Genomic DNA, 15,492 nt, shown 5'->3' with positions numbered 1-15,492 from the left:
TCTTCTTTGACTACCGGCGTTTCCGCTTTCGGTGCCGGCGCTTCTGAGGCCGCTGCTTGAACGGGAGCAGCTGCCGAAGCCGGTTCGACCGCCGCCGGCGCCTGCCGCTCCGGCAGCGGTCGAACCGGCTTCGGCAGCTGCTCCCGTTCAAGCAGCGGCCTCAGAAGCGCCGGCACCGAAAGCGGAAACGCCGGTAGTCAAAGAAGAAAAGCCGGCTGTGGAAGGCAACTTGCATCAAATTACTTCGCCGATGGTCGGCACGTTCTACGCAGCGCCGGCGCCGGACAAGCCGCCGTATGTGAAGCCGGGCGACAAAGTGAAAAAAGATACGGTCGTTTGCATCATCGAGGCGATGAAGCTGTTTAATGAAATTGAAGCGGAAGTCGATGGCGAAATTGTCGAGGTGTTGGTGCAAAACGGCCAGCTCGTCGAATATGGCCAGCCGTTGTTTTTAGTCAAGCCTGAATAAGGGAGAGAACGGACGATGATCAAAAAAGTGTTGGTGGCGAACCGCGGGGAAATCGCTGTCCGCATCATCCGCGCCTGCCGCGAGCTTGGGATTGAGACGGTCGCTGTCTTTTCGCAAGCCGACCGCGACGCCTTGCACGTGCAGCTGGCTGATGAGGCGTACTGCATCGGGCCGACCGCTTCGAAAGACAGCTATTTAAATTTCACAAACATTATGAGCGTCGCCACGCTGACTGGCTGTGACGCCATCCATCCCGGTTACGGGTTTTTGGCGGAAAATGAAGCGTTCGCGGAGCTGTGCCGTGAATGCAACGTGACATTTATCGGCCCAAGTCCGGAAGCGATTGCAAAAATGGGCATGAAAGACATCGCTCGCGAGACGATGCGCGAGGCGGGGGTGCCGATCGTGCCTGGGTCGCGCGGGGTGATCGAAAGCCTTGATGAGGCGCGGGCGATTGCCGAAGAGATCGGCTATCCGGTCATCATTAAAGCGACGGCCGGCGGCGGCGGGAAAGGAATCCGCGTCGCCCGCAACGAAGAAGAGCTCGTCAAAGGTATCAACATCACCCAGCAGGAAGCGGCGACGGCGTTTGGCAACCCAGGCGTCTATATTGAAAAATATATCGAAGATTTCCGCCATGTCGAAATTCAAGTGCTCGCTGATTCGTACGGCAATACGATTCATCTCGGTGAGCGCGACTGCTCGATCCAGCGCCGGCTGCAAAAACTGGTCGAGGAAGCGCCGTCGCCGGCCATTGACGACGAGATGCGCCGGAAGATGGGCGAGGCGGCGGTCAAGGCGGCGAAAGCGGTCAACTACACCGGCGCCGGTACGGTTGAATTTATTTATGACCACCGGAACAAACAATTTTACTTCATGGAGATGAATACGCGCATTCAAGTCGAGCATCCGGTCACGGAACTGATCACCGGCATCGATTTGGTCAAGGAGCAAATCCGCATCGCCGCCGGTGAAAAGCTGTCGATCACCCAAGAGGACGTCACGTTTAACGGCTGGGCGATCGAGTGCCGGATCAACGCCGAAAATCCAGCGAAAAACTTTATGCCGTCGCCGGGGAAAATCGCCATGTACCTGCCGCCGGGCGGCCCGGGCGTGCGCGTCGATTCCGCCGCCTATCCAGGCTATACGATCCCGCCGTATTATGATTCGATGATCGCCAAATTGATCGTTCATGCGCCGACGCGTGCGGAAGCGATCGCCCGCATGAGACGGGCGCTTTCGGAGTTTATCATCGAAGGCATTCATACAACGATTCCGTTCCACATAAAATTAATGGAGCATGAGAAATTTCAAAGCGGTGAGTTTAATACGAAGTTTTTGGAGTTATATGATATTATGAAGGCGGAATAGGAGGTGCCTTATGTCTGAGCATGTCTTTGAAACAGAGCAAGTATACCCGGCGCTCGGCAAGGTGGAAATTGCACCGGAAGTGATTGAGGTGATCGCTGGCATCGCGGCGTCAGAAGTCGACGGCATCGCGCAAATGCGCGGCAATTTTGCCGCCGGCGTCGCCGAGCGGTTTGGAAAGAAATACCATGGCAAAGGCGTCAAGGTTGATTTGCGCGACGACGGCGTCGTCATCGATCTTTATTGCCTCGTCCAGTTTGGCGCATCGATTCCGAACGTGGCGAAAAAGGTGCAGGAAAATGTGCGCCAGGCGCTTTGGAACATGACCGGCCTCGAGGCGAGCGAAGTGAACGTTCATATCGTTGGCATCCAGTTTGAGGGCGGCAAGCAGGAACAAGGCGTCATCGAACAGTGATCTCGCAAGGCAGTTGCTTTTTCGGCGGCTGCCTTTTTGTTTTTTTGGCCAAAGTTTGTTATTGTAATGAACGAGGCCGTTATGGCGCAACCAACGGCAACGCGAATGATTTGTGGGAAAAGGCTGGCTTTTTCCGAAAAATATGATATGATTTCATTGTGAATGTTCGTTTTTTGGAAAGGGGGACCGCCATGAAGCGGCATGAAGCACGGGAAAAGGCGTTGCAGGCGCTGTTTCAAATCGATGTCGGACGCATTCCACCAGACGAGGCGCTCCACAATGTCACGGGCGGCGGCGACATCGACCCGTTTTTGCGCCAGCTCGTCTTTGGCGTCGTCGAGCACCAGGAGGAGATTGACGAGCTGTTGCGCGCCAATTTGGAAAAATGGACGCTTGAACGCGTCGCCAACGTTGACCGCGCCATTTTGCGCATGGCGACGTACGAGATGAAATACGCCGATGATGTGCCGGTAAGCGTCAGCCTCGATGAGGCGGTCGAGCTGGCGAAAAAATTCGGCGATTGGAAATCCGGAAGTTTTGTCAACGGCGTGCTTTCGAAAGTGAAGGCGGCGCTGCAAAAATAAAACCGGCTGCATCGCGGGCTGATATTGAACGATGAACGAGGAGAGGGGAACGAAACACGATGACAGCACAAATCATTAGCGGAACGGAGATGGCGAGGACGATTCGCACCGCATTGGCGGATGAAGCCGCACAGTTGAAAGCGGATGGCGTTGAGCGGGGCTGGCCGTCATTCTAGTCGGCGACGATCCGGCGTCGCATTCGTATGTAAAAGGAAAACAAAAAGCGTGCGCCGAGGTCGGCATTCGCTCGTTCCTTTACACGTTTCCGGCGGCGATCGACGAAGAGACGCTGCTTGCGAAAATCCGCGAGTTAAACGTCGATCCGGCGGTGCACGGCATTTTAGTGCAGCTGCCGCTGCCGGATCACATTTGCGAATGGTCGGTCATTGAAACGATCGCACCGGAAAAAGATGTCGATGGGTTTCACCCGATCAATGTCGGAAAAATGATGATCGGCCAACGGGCGTTTCTCCCGTGCACTCCGCATGGCATTTTAGTGATGGTGCAATCGGCCGGCATTGACATCGCCGGCAAGCACGTCGTCGTCGTCGGCCGAAGCAACATCGTCGGCAAACCGGTTGGCCAGCTGTTTTTGCGCGAACATGCCACCGTCACCTACACTCACTCGAAAACACCGGATTTGGCCGCCATCACTCGGCAGGCGGACATTTTGATCGTCGCTGTCGGCAAGGCGCGCCTCATCGGCCCGGAACACATCAAGCCCGGGGCGGTCGTCATCGACGTCGGCGTCAACCGGCTTGAGAACGGCAAATTGTGCGGCGATGTCGATTTTGACGCTGTGAAAGAAGTGGCTGGCTATATTACGCCGGTGCCGGGTGGAGTCGGGCCGATGACGATTACAATGCTCTTGCACAACACGATTGAAGCGGCACGGCAGCTGGCCGCAAAGTGAGGGCAGGATCAGTGGAAGTGAAATATGTGACGGTCGGGGCGTTGACGAAGTACATCAAACGCAAGTTCGATGTCGACCCGCATTTGCGCGATCTATGGGTGAAGGGCGAGATTTCGAATTTTAAGCAGCATTCGCGCGGCCATATGTATTTTACGTTGAAAGACAGCCAAGGACGCATTGCCGCCGTCATGTTCGCCGGCTACAACCAGCATTTGCCGTTCCGCCCTGAAGATGGGATGAACGTGCTCGCGCGCGGGGAAATTTCCGTCTATGAACCGAACGGCAACTATCAGCTTTATGTCAAAGAAATGCAGCCGGAAGGTGTCGGAAGCCTCTATCTAGCCTACGAACAGCTGAAGCAGCGGCTCGAGGCGGAAGGGTTGTTTTCGCCGGTCCATAAAAAGCCGCTTCCAGCCTTCCCTCGCTGCATCGGCGTCGTTACATCGCCGACTGGAGCGGCGGTGCGCGATATTATGACGACGATTCGCCGCCGCTATCCGCTCGCTAAAGTCATTTTGTTTCCAGCGCTCGTTCAAGGGGACGGGGCGGCGCCCTCCATCGTGCGCGCCATCGAGCGGGCGAATTCGTTCGGCGGGGTTGATGTGCTGATTGTCGGCCGCGGCGGCGGCTCGATCGAAGAATTGTGGGCGTTCAATGAAGAAATCGTCGCTCGCGCCATCTTCGCCTCAAAAATACCGATTATTTCCGCTGTCGGCCATGAAACAGATTTTACGATCGCCGACTTTGTCGCCGATTTGCGGGCGCCGACGCCGACGGCAGCAGCTGAGATGGCGGCGCCGCATGTTGGGGAGCTCGCTGAGCGGCTCGCCGAGCGGAAATGGCGGCTCATCCGCGCCATGAAAGAGCAGCTTGCCGCTGATAAAGAGCAGCTTCGCCGGCTGCAAGGATCCTACGCATTCCGCTATCCCAAGCGGCTCTATGAACAAAAAGAACAGCAGCTTGATGCGTTGCTTGAGCGGCTTAGCCGCCAACGCGAACGGCTCGTCGACAAACATCGTCAGCGGTTGCATGAGCTTGACATGAGACTATGGCGGCACCATCCAGCTGCAGAGCTTGAGCGGATGAAAGAACGGCAAAAGGCGGCCGCCAATGCGCTGGAAAAAGCGATGCGCACCGCGGTGGAGCGCCATCGGTTCCGCTTTCGCTCCAACCTCGCCCGGCTTGAGGCGCTCAGTCCGCTTCGCATCATGGAGCGCGGCTACAGCTTGGTGTACAATGAGCAGGGCGAGCTCGTGAAACGAACGAACCAGCTTCGAATCGGCGAGCATCTTTCCATTCAAGTTCAAGACGGACGAGTCGATTGTCAAGTGACGGGAGTGGAGGAAAAACACGTATGAGCGAAGAAAAAGAGATGACGTTTGAAGAAGCGATGAAAAAACTGGAGGAAATCGTCGAAAAGCTCGAGGAAGGGAACGTGCCGCTTGAGGAGGCGATCGCCTTTTTTCAAGAAGGCATGAAACTGTCCAAGCTTTGCCATGATAAATTGCAGCATGTGGAGAAACAGTTGGAGTACATGCTGCGTGAAGACGGCGAGCTTGTCCCTTTTTCGCCGGAGGAGGAGTGACGGGTGGCGCAGCTTTCGGTTGAACAGTTTCTCAACGAACAAAAACGGGCCGTCGAGGCGGCGCTTTCCTCCTATATGGCGCGGCTTCGTGGGCCGGAGACGCTGAAAAAGGCGATGGCCTACTCGCTTGAGGCCGGCGGCAAACGAATCCGCCCGCTTTTGTTGCTGGCGACCATCCAAGCGCTTGGCAAAGACCCGGCGATCGGTCTGCCAGTCGCTTGCGCCATTGAAATGATCCATACGTACTCGCTCATTCATGATGATTTGCCAAGCATGGACAACGATGATTTGCGGCGCGGCAAACCGACGAACCATAAAGTGTTCGGCGAGGCGATGGCCATTTTGGCCGGGGACGCCTTGCTTACGTATGCGTTTCAATTGATCGCCGAGGTTGATGACGACCGCGTTCCGCCTTCCGTCCGGCTGCAGCTCATCGAGCAGCTCGCGAAGGCGGCCGGCCCGGAAGGCATGGTCGCTGGACAGGCGGCTGATATGGAGGCGGAAGGAAAAACGCTGGCGCTTGCGGAACTGGAATACATCCACCGCCATAAGACGGGGAAAATGTTGCAATACAGCGTGCACGCCGGCGCCCTGCTTGGCGGCGCCGATGGTCGGCAGACGCGCGAACTCAACGAGTTCGCCGCACATTTAGGCCTCGCCTTTCAAATTCGCGACGATATTTTGGACATTGAAGGAATGGAAGAAAAAATCGGCAAGCGAGTCGGCAGCGACCGCGACAACAAGAAGGCGACATATCCGGTGCTTCTTTCGCTAGGCGGTGCTAAAGAGAAACTGGCGTTTCACATTGACGCCGCGAAGCGCCATTTGCAGCAAGCCAAAATCGATGACGCGGTGCTGGCCTACATTTGCGAGCTTGTCGCGGTCCGCGACCACTGATGCGGGGCGGCCGCCTCTTGTTCCCGTTGTTCGCTTTCCTTCGGGGCGGAGGCGGCCTTGTTTTTTTGGTTGTTTTCCGCCGGGCGGCCGCCGCAAGTTCTATAGATACACCACAAAACGCGTCCTAGTGGTGACGGGCTGCGTTGGCGGGAAAAGTCGATTTTTCGCGCCGGATCATGTATAATAATACTACCTGTACGAGGAGAAACGGCTCGGAGAACGACAGAATGAAAGCGAGTGATCTTTGTTGGACTTGACAAAAATTGACCATCCGCGCGTTGTCAAAAACATGTCCATTCCTGAGCTGAAACGGTTAAGCGCCGAGATTCGGCGGTTTTTAATTGAGAAGTTGTCGAAAACAGGCGGACATATCGGCCCGAACTTAGGGGTCGTCGAGCTGACGATCGCCCTCCACCGCGAATTCGACAGCCCAAAAGACAAGCTCATTTGGGATGTCGGACACCAGTCATACGTGCATAAAATTTTGACCGGACGCGCCGCCGCGTTCGACACGCTCCGCCAATACAAAGGGCTGTCCGGATTCCCGAAACGGAGCGAAAGCGAGCATGACGTGTGGGAAACGGGCCATAGCTCGACGTCGCTGTCGGCGGCGATGGGAATGGCGATCGCCCGTGATTTGAAAGGGACGGATGAATACATCGTGCCGATCATCGGCGACGGGGCGCTCACCGGCGGCATGGCGCTTGAGGCGCTCAACCATATCGGGCATGAGAAAACGGATATGATTGTCATCTTAAACGACAATGAAATGTCGATCGCCCCGAACGTCGGCGCGTTGCACAACATCCTCGGTCGGTTGCGCACCGCAGGCAAATACCAGTGGGTGAAAGATGAACTGGAGCTGCTGCTCAAGCGCATCCCAGCGGTCGGCGGCAAGCTGGCGGCGACGGCCGAGCGGCTGAAAGACAGCTTGAAATATTTGCTTGTCTCCGGCGTGTTTTTCGAAGAGCTCGGGTTTACGTATTTAGGCCCGGTCGACGGCCACGATTTTGAGGATTTGCTTGAGAACTTGCGCTATGCGAAGAAGATGAAAGGCCCCGTGCTTGTCCATGTCATCACGAAGAAGGGAAAAGGGTACAGTCCGGCGGAAAACGACAAAGTCGGCACATGGCACGGCACAGGGCCGTACAAAATCGAAACCGGCGCTTTTGTCAAAACGAAAGAGGCAGGTCCGTCATGGAGCGCGCTTGTCAGCGAAACCGTGCGCCGGCTCGCCCGCACCGACCCGCGCATCGTCGCGATTACGCCGGCGATGCCGGTCGGCTCGAAGCTGGAAGGGTTCGCAAGCGAGTTCCCCGATCGGATGTTTGATGTTGGCATCGCCGAGCAGCATGCGACAACGCTTGCGGCTGGATTGGCGACGCAAGGGATGAAACCGTTTTTGGCCATTTATTCGACATTTTTGCAGCGCGCCTATGACCAAGTCGTCCATGATGTATGCCGGCAAAACTTAAATGTCTTTTTCGCCATTGACCGTGCTGGGTTGGTCGGGGCGGACGGCGAAACGCACCAAGGGGTGTTTGACATCGCCTTTTTGCGCCATGTGCCGAACTTGGTGTTGATGATGCCAAAAGACGAAAACGAAGGACAGCACATGGTGTACACCGCCATCCGCTACGACGACGGGCCAATCGCCATGCGTTTCCCGCGCGGCAACGGGCTTGGCGTACCGCTTGATGAGGAGCTGAAAGAAATCCCAATCGGCACGTGGGAAGTGTTGCGCGACGGCTGCGATGCGGCGATTTTGACGTTTGGCACGACGATTTCGATGGCGCTTAAGGCGGCCGACGAGCTGGCGAAAGACGGCATATCGGTGAAAGTCGTCAACGCTCGCTTTTTGAAGCCGATGGACGTGGCGATGCTTCACGAACTGCTTGAGAGCCGCCTGCCGATCTTAACGGTCGAAGAGGCGGTGCTGCAAGGCGGCTTTGGCAGTGCTGTGTTGGAGTTTGCTCATGATCATGGTTATCACGGAGCGGTCATCGAACGGATGGGCATCCCGGACCGCTTTATCGAACATGGAAGCGTCAGCGAGCTGCTCAATGAAATCGGGCTGACGTCGACCCATATCATCGACCGCATCAAAACGATGGTGCCAAGAAAACAGAAAAGGGCTTGAGACATGAAAGGAAAAAAAAGAACGGCTCGATGTGCTGCTTGTCGAACGAGGGCTGGCGGAAACGCGAGAAAAGGCGAAGCGGGCGATCATGGCCGGGCTTGTCTATTCAAACGACGTTCGACTCGATAAGCCCGGGGAAAAAGTGCCGGTTGACATTCCGCTTGAGGTGAAAGGCAACCCGCTTCCGTACGTCAGCCGCGGTGGGTTGAAACTGGAAAAAGCGTTGCGCGAGTTTCATATTCGCGTGGAAAATAAAATTGTTCTTGACATCGGCGCGTCGACCGGCGGTTTCACCGACTGCGCCTTGCAGCATGGGGCGAAGCTGACGTATGCCGTCGATGTCGGCTACAACCAGCTTGCTTGGAAGCTGCGTCAAGACGAGCGCGTCGTTGTGATGGAGCGGACGAACTTCCGCTACGTGACGCCGGATCAGTTTACGAAAGGGCTGCCGGAAGTAGCTGTCATCGATGTCTCGTTTATTTCGCTGCGGCTCATTTTGCCGGTCGTCAAGACGGTCATGGTGCCGGGCGGCGATGTGATTGCGCTCGTCAAGCCGCAGTTTGAAGCCGGCAGGGAAAAGGTCGGCAAAAAGGGGATTGTTCGCGACCCGAACATTCACGAGGAAGTGCTCGAATCGATCATTCAATTCGCCTGTGCGGAAGGGTTCGATGTTCTTCATTTAACGTATTCACCGATTACCGGCGGCGATGGCAACATTGAGTTTTTGCTTCACGCCGTTTATTCGGGAGAAAATCGCAAAGGGGAAAACCGTCTGACGATGCCGATCGCACATATCGTACGTGAGGCGCACGCCCATCTACGTGGCGACAGGACAGAGGGGCATGGCGAATAGAGGCGGGAAACAACAGCGTGGCATTTTGCAAGCAAAGAGGTGGCGCAGTGTGAACAAAGGGCAAAGGCATATTAAAATTCGCGAAATCATTATGAACCATGACATTGAAACGCAAGACGAGCTTGTCGACCGGCTGAGAGAAGCTGGCTTTAACGTCACCCAAGCGACTGTCTCGCGCGACATTAAAGAAATGCAGCTCGTCAAAGTGCCGATGGCCAACGGACGCTACAAGTACAGCCTTCCGTCCGACCAGCGCTTCAATCCGCTGCAAAAGCTGAAGCGGGCGCTTGTTGATGTGTTTGTGAAGCTTGACGGAACGGGCAACTTGCTTGTGTTGCGGACGTTGCCGGGCAACGCCCATGCCGTCGGCGTCTTGCTCGACAATTTGGATTGGAACGAAATCGTCGGTACGATTTGCGGCGACGATACGTGCCTGATCATTTGCCGGACGCCGAAAGATGCGGAAAAAGTGTCCGACCAGCTGTTGTCCATGCTCTAGGCGAGGACCGGCCCAGCTCCCATTCTGCGTTCAAGGACGGAACGACAGGGCGGTCCTCGTTTGCAAATCCGAACATACGTGCTATAATCAAAAGTGGAATCAATCGGACAGGCAAGGAGTGGTGAAATGCTCGCCGAGCTGTCGATTAAAAATTTCGCCATTATCGAGTCGCTCTCGTTGTCGTTCGACAAAGGGCTGACGGTGTTAACCGGCGAAACGGGAGCCGGCAAATCGATCATCATCGACGCGATTCATTTGTTGATCGGCGGACGCGGCTCCGCTGAATTTGTCCGCTTTGGGGCGGAAAAGGCGGAAATCGAAGGGCTGTTTTTGCTTGATGATGACCGCCATCCATGCTGGCAAAAATGCGCAGACGTTGGCATCGACGCCAGCGACGGCATGATCGTGTTGCGCCGCGATATTTTCGCCAACGGCAAAAGCGTCTGCCGCATTAACGGCAAGCTCGTCACGACGGCGGTGCTGCGCGACATCGGGGCGACGCTTGTGGATATTCACGGCCAGCATGAACATCAAGAACTGATGGATCCGTCCCGCCATCTGCCGCTTTTAGACGAGTTCGGCGGCCTAGAGGCAGCAGAGGCGCTTGCTCGCTACCGCGCCGTCTACGAGCGGTATGAGGAGCTCGGAAAAAAATTGAAAAAGCTGAGCGAAAATGAACAGCAAATGGCGCACCGGCTTGATTTGTTGACGTTTCAGTTGCGCGAAATCGAACAGGCGGCGCTCGAGCCGGGCGAGGACGAGCGGCTGATGGAGGAAAAAGTTCGCATCGTCAATTTTCAAAAAATTTATACCGCGCTGCAGAAAAGTTATGAGGCCCTCTCCGGAGAGGGACGCGGACTTGATTCGATCGGGGAGGCGATGCGCCATCTCGATGACGTCGCAGGCATGGATGCAGCGCTCAAAGATGCGCATGAAACGACGTCGAACTGCTACTATTTGCTCGAGGAAGTCATGTACAAGCTGCGCGATCAAATTGAGGAGATGGAGTACGACCCAGAGCGGCTCGATGCCATTGAAAGCCGTCTCGCGGAAATCGGGCAGCTCAAACGAAAATACGGGGCGACGATCGCCGATATTTTGCACTATGCCGAGACGATCGCCGAGGAAATCGAGACAATCGAAAATCGCGAAACGCATGTGCATGAGCTTAAGCAGCAGCTCGCTCTGGTGACGGACGAGTTGCTTACGGAGGCGAAAAACGTCACCGCTGTTCGGCAAACATATGCCCAGCGCCTGATTGAGCGCATTCATCAAGAACTGAAAGACTTGTACATGGACAAAACGAAATTTGACATCGTATTTGCCAAGCGCGAAGGATCGCTTGACGCCCCCTTGGTCGACGGCGTGCCGGTTAGGTTCCAAGAAGACGGCATCGATGTCGTCGAGTTTTACATTTCGACGAACGTCGGCGAGCCGTTAAAACCGCTCGTCAAAGTCGCTTCCGGCGGCGAGCTGTCGCGCATTATGCTGGCGTTGAAAACGATTTTTTCCAAACATCAAGGAGTGACGTCGATTGTTTTTGATGAGGTCGACACCGGTGTCAGCGGACGCGTCGCCCAGGCGATGGCGGAAAAAATTTACCACATCGCCAGCCAGTCGCAAGTGCTTTGCATTTCCCATCTGCCGCAAGTCGCTGCGATGGCGGACACGCACTTGTTGATCGCCAAAGAGACGGATGGGGAACGGACGAAAACAGTCGTGAGGAAGCTCAATGAGGAGGAGAAAGTGAAAGAAATCGGGCGGATGATTTCCGGCGTCGAGATGACGGAATTGACGAAACGGCATGCCAAAGAGCTGTTGGAACTGGCGGCGAAAATGAAACATTGATTCCTGTTTCCCCTGTTCGTCGAGGGGAGGTGCATCCCTCTCAAAGCGGGCCGATTCCGCCTGCCTGTTCTCACTTGGCGCTCGCTTTCCTTAAGAGAACTACGGTGTTTCATAAAGATAAGCAAAAAGCCGCGCGGCTGTCCGGATGCAAGTCCATCCAATTCCGGGCAGCTTTTTTATCGGCAGGGCGATTATATTTTCCCCGGTTCAGGCAAAATTAAAACTGTAACCGTTTTGGCATGGTGTAGGCGGGAGCGAGGAGAGTGGACGACATTGAATAAAGAAACGGCGCGAAAAGTCGCAGGAGTGCTTCTCCTTGGTATATTGACGGCCATCGCTTTTTCCAAACCGATGAAGGAATATTGGCAAATTCCGAAGCAGCTTGTCCTGTTTGAAGGCGATGCGGTTGAATTTCCTGCCGCTTCCCTTCCCGTACAAGCGGCCGTCAATGACCGAAACGCTCCCGAAACGCTCAATATTGAGCGAAAAAACGGTTCTCTGTCTGTAAAGGCGAAACGCCGCGGACATGAAACGATGGTGTTGCAGGTTGCCGGAATGCCGATCAAGCAAGTGGATGTCAACGTGCTGCCGACGCTCAAAGTCATTCCCGGCGGACAATCGATCGGCGTCAAGCTCAATACCGTCGGCGTTCTTGTCGTCGGTTACCACCTTGTCGAAACCGAAAACGGGAAAAAATCGCCGGGAGAGGCAGCCGGCATTCAAGTCGGCGACATCATTATCGGCATTAACGGCCAAAAAATCGAAAACATGAGCGACCTCTCCCCTTTCATCGAGGAGGCCGGCAAAACGGGAAAACCGCTTCATCTAAAAATTCTGCGCGATCAGCACTCCATGACGGTGAAGCTCGTTCCGCTGAGAGACAGGCATGACGATGTGTACCGCATCGGCCTGTACATTCGCGATTCGGCCGCCGGCATCGGGACGATGACATTTTACGACCCCAAATCAAAAACATATGGCGCACTTGGCCATGTCATCTCTGACATGGATACGAAAAAGCCGATTGTCGTGCAAAACGGGCAAATTATGCGCTCGACCGTTACATCGATCGAAAAAGGGACGAGCGGCAATCCAGGTGAAAAATTAGCCCGCTTTTCCGACGGCGAAGAAGTGATCGGCACGATCACCACCAACAGCCCGTTTGGCATTTTTGGCAAGCTTACAAAGCCACTGCCGAACGGTCCGTTCACAAAACCGATCCCGGTTGCCTTGGCGAACCAAGTGAAAGAAGGACCGGCAAAAATATTGACAGTGGTGGAAAACGACAAAGTCGAGCAGTTTGACGTGGAAATTGTCAGCACCATTCCGCAGAAATTTCCGGCGACCAAAGGCCTCGTGATTCGCGTCACGGACCCGCGCTTGTTAAAGAAAACAGGGGGCATCGTCCAAGGGATGAGCGGCAGTCCGATCATTCAGGATGGAAAACTCGTCGGCGCAGTGACGCACGTTTTCGTGAACGATCCGACATCCGGCTATGGCGTCCACATTGAGTGGATGCTGCAAGAGGCAGGCATCGATCTATACGGCAAACAAAAGAAAGCGAGCTGACAAAGTCGGCTCGCTTTTTCCCGGCAGCCAACATTCGATTCTTGCGTATATTTGGTGAAATGACGAGTGATGATTTGGTCACCATTCATCTCTTCCTGATCATCCCAAGGCCAATGTTTCGAAATGCTGTGAGCGGCTTGATTGATCCCGCCATATTGGTTAGGCTGCCATTAAAAATTTTTCAAAAAAGGCGGCAAAAATTTTGCCGGTTTGGCATAGATATTTGGTGAAACATCCGTTAAAATGAAATTTGTAAAGATTTTTCGACAAACGCATCGCTGGTGAAAACGAATATTGTCTAATGAGCTCGTTTTTTGTTATAATTTTTATTTTTTGAAAAATAAAAGGATTTTTTGCTGCTGTTGTCGAATGTACGTTAACGGAATGTTACATAGCAAGAAAAAGTGGGGGAGGACGATCGTTTTGAGCATTAAGGTGTGCATTGCCGATGATAACCGCGAATTGGTGACATTGCTTGACGAATATATCTCGAGTCAGCCGGACATGGAGGTGATTGGCACGGCGTATAACGGCCAAGACTGCCTTCATATGCTCGAGGAAAAGCGGCCGGATATTTTGCTTCTGGACATCATTATGCCGCACTTGGATGGGTTGGCTGTGCTTGAGAAAGTCCGCGCAGGTTGTGAGCATCAGCCGAGCGTCATTATGCTGACGGCGTTCGGCCAGGAGGATGTCACGAAAAAGGCAGTGGAACTCGGCGCTTCCTACTTCATTTTAAAACCGTTCGACATGGAGAATTTGGTCCATCACATTCGGCAGATTCATGGCAAAACGGCGCCGATGGTCAGAAAAACCGGCTCTGCCTACCAGGCGCGCGACAACAAACCGAAAAATTTGGATGCGAGCATTACGAGCATCATCCATGAAATCGGCGTCCCGGCGCATATTAAAGGCTATCTGTACTTGCGCGAAGCGATCGCGATGGTGTACCACGACATCGAACTGCTCGGCTCCATCACGAAAGTGCTCTATCCGGACATCGCGAAAAAATACAACACGACCGCCAGCCGCGTCGAGCGCGCCATTCGCCATGCGATCGAAGTCGCTTGGAGCCGCGGCAACCTCGAATCGATTTCCTCGCTGTTCGGCTATACGGTGAGCGTCTCGAAGGCAAAGCCGACAAACTCGGAATTCATCGCCATGGTGGCCGATAAGCTCCGGCTTGAGCATAAGGCATCGTAACGGAAAACGAATGATAGCCAAAGCAGCAAGACGCTCCGCAATCGGGGGCGTCTTTTTTGCCGTTTGGCGGCTTGCTGGAACGAAAAAAGGGGGAACGTGGCTTGCGCCGGTGTGGTGTACAGAGGCGGCTTTACCGCCAAGGGCCAGACGGTTAAGACGGGTCGTTTTCTTTTTCTTTTTTCTCCAATTCCAGCAGCTTGTTCACCAAAATGTGCGGCGGCATATGCATGATCTGCTCGATCGGCACGCCGAGCGCTTTGGCCAGCTTTTGCGCTGTTTCCAGCGAAATTTTCAACGGCTGCATCATCTCACCTCGTTTGTTCATAGTATTACTTTTAGTATAACGAACGACCGCCGGTTTCGGCCAGCTCGTTGGCTGAACGGCGAATAAAGGCGAAAGGAAGAAGGCAGAATGACATTGATTTTTGCCCACCGCGGGGCGGCGGGGACGCACCCGGAAAATACGATGGCGGCGTTTATCGAGGCGGAAAAAGCGGGAGCGGACGGCATTGAATTGGATGTGCAGCTCACAAAAGACGGCGAAGTGGTCGTCATTCATGACGAAACGGTCGACCGGACGACGGACGGCAGCGGCTGGGTGAAAGACATCACGTACCGTGAACTGCGCCGATTGAACGCGGCGGCGAAATGGAGCGGCAAGCACGGCCATTGTCCGATTCCGCATCTTGAGGAAGTGCTTGCTTGGCTGTCATCAACACGGATGGCGGTCAACATCGAGCTGAAAAATAGCCTCATTGCCTACGAAACGCTTGAGCAAAAAACGATCTCCCTCGTGCGCCGCTATGGGCTTGAGAAGCGGACGATTTTGTCGTCATTCAACCATAATAGCATGCGCCTTTGCCGAACGCTTGCACCGGAAATCGAGACGGCGCTTTTGTACATCGAGCCGCTGTATGACCCATGGACGTATGTGCGCGCCATGAACGCCGACGGGGTGCATCCGCACTATCGGACGGTGACGGCGGAATTTGCCGCCGAAGCGCGGCGGCGCGGGGTGGCGGTCCGCCCGTTTACGGTAAATAAGCGAAATGTGATGAAAACGATGTTTGCTTATGGCGTTGACGCTGTCTTCACCGACTACCCCCACCAAGCGAAGCAATGGAAAGAGAAAACGCCTTAACGAGAGAC

15 protein-coding genes and 1 pseudogene are annotated in these 15,492 nt (G+C 54.7%); 15 read left to right on the top strand and 1 reads right to left on the bottom strand.

Annotation, left to right across the window (positions count from 1 at the left end):
* Positions 1-52 precede the first annotated feature (52 nt).
* From accB to spo0A, 14 genes and pseudogenes are all read left to right on the top strand, one after another.
* Positions 53-469, top strand: a complete 417-nt coding sequence (gene accB / locus I656_RS12135) for an acetyl-CoA carboxylase biotin carboxyl carrier protein (RefSeq protein WP_369770200.1) — start codon at positions 53-55, stop codon at positions 467-469.
* Positions 470-484: 15 nt separating this feature from the next.
* Positions 485-1,840, top strand: a complete 1,356-nt coding sequence (accC, locus tag I656_RS12140) for an acetyl-CoA carboxylase biotin carboxylase subunit (protein WP_015375375.1) — start codon at positions 485-487, stop codon at positions 1,838-1,840.
* 10 nt (positions 1,841-1,850) lie between these two features.
* Positions 1,851-2,252 (top strand): Asp23/Gls24 family envelope stress response protein, encoded by a 402-nt coding sequence (locus I656_RS12145; protein WP_015375374.1) that lies wholly within the window; start codon positions 1,851-1,853, stop codon positions 2,250-2,252.
* A 191-nt stretch (positions 2,253-2,443) separates the two neighbouring features.
* Positions 2,444-2,836: a transcription antitermination factor NusB gene (nusB, locus tag I656_RS12150; RefSeq protein WP_011231879.1), complete on the top strand. Its 393-nt coding sequence runs from the start codon at positions 2,444-2,446 to the stop codon at positions 2,834-2,836.
* A gap of 59 nt (positions 2,837-2,895) precedes the next feature.
* Positions 2,896-3,749: pseudogene (folD, locus tag I656_RS0114855) on the top strand (bifunctional methylenetetrahydrofolate dehydrogenase/methenyltetrahydrofolate cyclohydrolase FolD).
* Positions 3,750-3,760: 11 nt separating this feature from the next.
* Positions 3,761-5,107 (top strand): exodeoxyribonuclease VII large subunit, encoded by a 1,347-nt coding sequence (gene xseA / locus I656_RS12155; RefSeq protein WP_011231877.1) that lies wholly within the window; start codon positions 3,761-3,763, stop codon positions 5,105-5,107.
* Positions 5,104-5,334, top strand: coding sequence for an exodeoxyribonuclease VII small subunit (locus I656_RS12160; RefSeq protein WP_012820585.1), 231 nt, complete (start codon positions 5,104-5,106; stop codon positions 5,332-5,334). The genes xseA and I656_RS12160 overlap by 4 nt, the downstream gene beginning before the upstream one ends.
* Before the next feature lie 3 nt (positions 5,335-5,337).
* Positions 5,338-6,231, top strand: coding sequence for a polyprenyl synthetase family protein (locus I656_RS12165; protein WP_020754127.1), 894 nt, complete (start codon positions 5,338-5,340; stop codon positions 6,229-6,231).
* 247 nt (positions 6,232-6,478) lie between these two features.
* On the top strand, positions 6,479-8,371 hold the full coding sequence (dxs, locus tag I656_RS12170; protein ID WP_033004878.1) for a 1-deoxy-D-xylulose-5-phosphate synthase: 1,893 nt from the start codon (positions 6,479-6,481) through the stop codon (positions 8,369-8,371).
* A 31-nt stretch (positions 8,372-8,402) separates the two neighbouring features.
* On the top strand, positions 8,403-9,224 hold the full coding sequence (locus I656_RS12175; protein ID WP_020754125.1) for a TlyA family RNA methyltransferase: 822 nt from the start codon (positions 8,403-8,405) through the stop codon (positions 9,222-9,224).
* A 49-nt stretch (positions 9,225-9,273) separates the two neighbouring features.
* On the top strand, positions 9,274-9,723 hold the full coding sequence (ahrC, locus tag I656_RS12180) for a transcriptional regulator AhrC/ArgR (protein WP_011231872.1): 450 nt from the start codon (positions 9,274-9,276) through the stop codon (positions 9,721-9,723).
* Positions 9,724-9,849: 126 nt separating this feature from the next.
* Complete coding sequence (gene recN / locus I656_RS12185) at positions 9,850-11,571, top strand: DNA repair protein RecN (protein WP_033004872.1); 1,722 nt, start codon at positions 9,850-9,852, stop codon at positions 11,569-11,571.
* A gap of 273 nt (positions 11,572-11,844) precedes the next feature.
* Positions 11,845-13,140: a SpoIVB peptidase gene (gene spoIVB, locus I656_RS12190; protein WP_015375368.1), complete on the top strand. Its 1,296-nt coding sequence runs from the start codon at positions 11,845-11,847 to the stop codon at positions 13,138-13,140.
* 384 nt (positions 13,141-13,524) lie between these two features.
* The gene (spo0A, locus tag I656_RS12195; RefSeq protein ID WP_025038882.1) at positions 13,525-14,343 is read left to right on the top strand and encodes a sporulation transcription factor Spo0A; all 819 of its coding nucleotides are present in this window, start codon (positions 13,525-13,527) and stop codon (positions 14,341-14,343) included.
* Positions 14,344-14,494: 151 nt separating this feature from the next.
* Here the strand turns inward: spo0A and I656_RS17660 are convergent, their stop codons facing one another.
* On the bottom strand, positions 14,495-14,647 hold the full coding sequence (locus I656_RS17660; RefSeq protein ID WP_011231868.1) for a YycC family protein: 153 nt from the start codon (positions 14,645-14,647) through the stop codon (positions 14,495-14,497).
* Positions 14,648-14,755: 108 nt separating this feature from the next.
* On the opposite strand from I656_RS17660, the gene I656_RS12200 reads away from it, so the two are divergent.
* Entirely contained in the window at positions 14,756-15,484 is a 729-nt protein-coding gene (locus I656_RS12200) for a glycerophosphodiester phosphodiesterase (protein ID WP_020754118.1), read from the top strand.
* Positions 15,485-15,492: the final 8 nt, after the last annotated feature.

The sequence above is a fragment of the Geobacillus sp. WSUCF1 genome (assembly GCF_000422025.1).
Taxonomy (GTDB): domain Bacteria; phylum Bacillota; class Bacilli; order Bacillales; family Anoxybacillaceae; genus Geobacillus; species Geobacillus zalihae.
The sequence above is the reverse complement of the archived record's forward strand: the minus strand, read 5'-3'. Positions and strand labels throughout refer to the sequence as shown.

Coding starts and splice junctions, on each gene's coding strand:
- I656_RS12145 (WP_015375374.1), top strand. CDS start 1,851: ATGTCTGAGCATGTCTTTGAAACAGAGCAAGTATACCCGGCGCTCGGC.
- recN (WP_033004872.1), top strand. CDS start 9,850: ATGCTCGCCGAGCTGTCGATTAAAAATTTCGCCATTATCGAGTCGCTC.
- accC (WP_015375375.1), top strand. CDS start 485: ATGATCAAAAAAGTGTTGGTGGCGAACCGCGGGGAAATCGCTGTCCGC.
- spo0A (WP_025038882.1), top strand. CDS start 13,525: ATGTTACATAGCAAGAAAAAGTGGGGGAGGACGATCGTTTTGAGCATT.
- I656_RS17660 (WP_011231868.1), bottom strand. CDS start 14,647: ATGCAGCCGTTGAAAATTTCGCTGGAAACAGCGCAAAAGCTGGCCAAA.
- I656_RS12160 (WP_012820585.1), top strand. CDS start 5,104: ATGAGCGAAGAAAAAGAGATGACGTTTGAAGAAGCGATGAAAAAACTG.
- I656_RS12200 (WP_020754118.1), top strand. CDS start 14,756: ATGACATTGATTTTTGCCCACCGCGGGGCGGCGGGGACGCACCCGGAA.
- nusB (WP_011231879.1), top strand. CDS start 2,444: ATGAAGCGGCATGAAGCACGGGAAAAGGCGTTGCAGGCGCTGTTTCAA.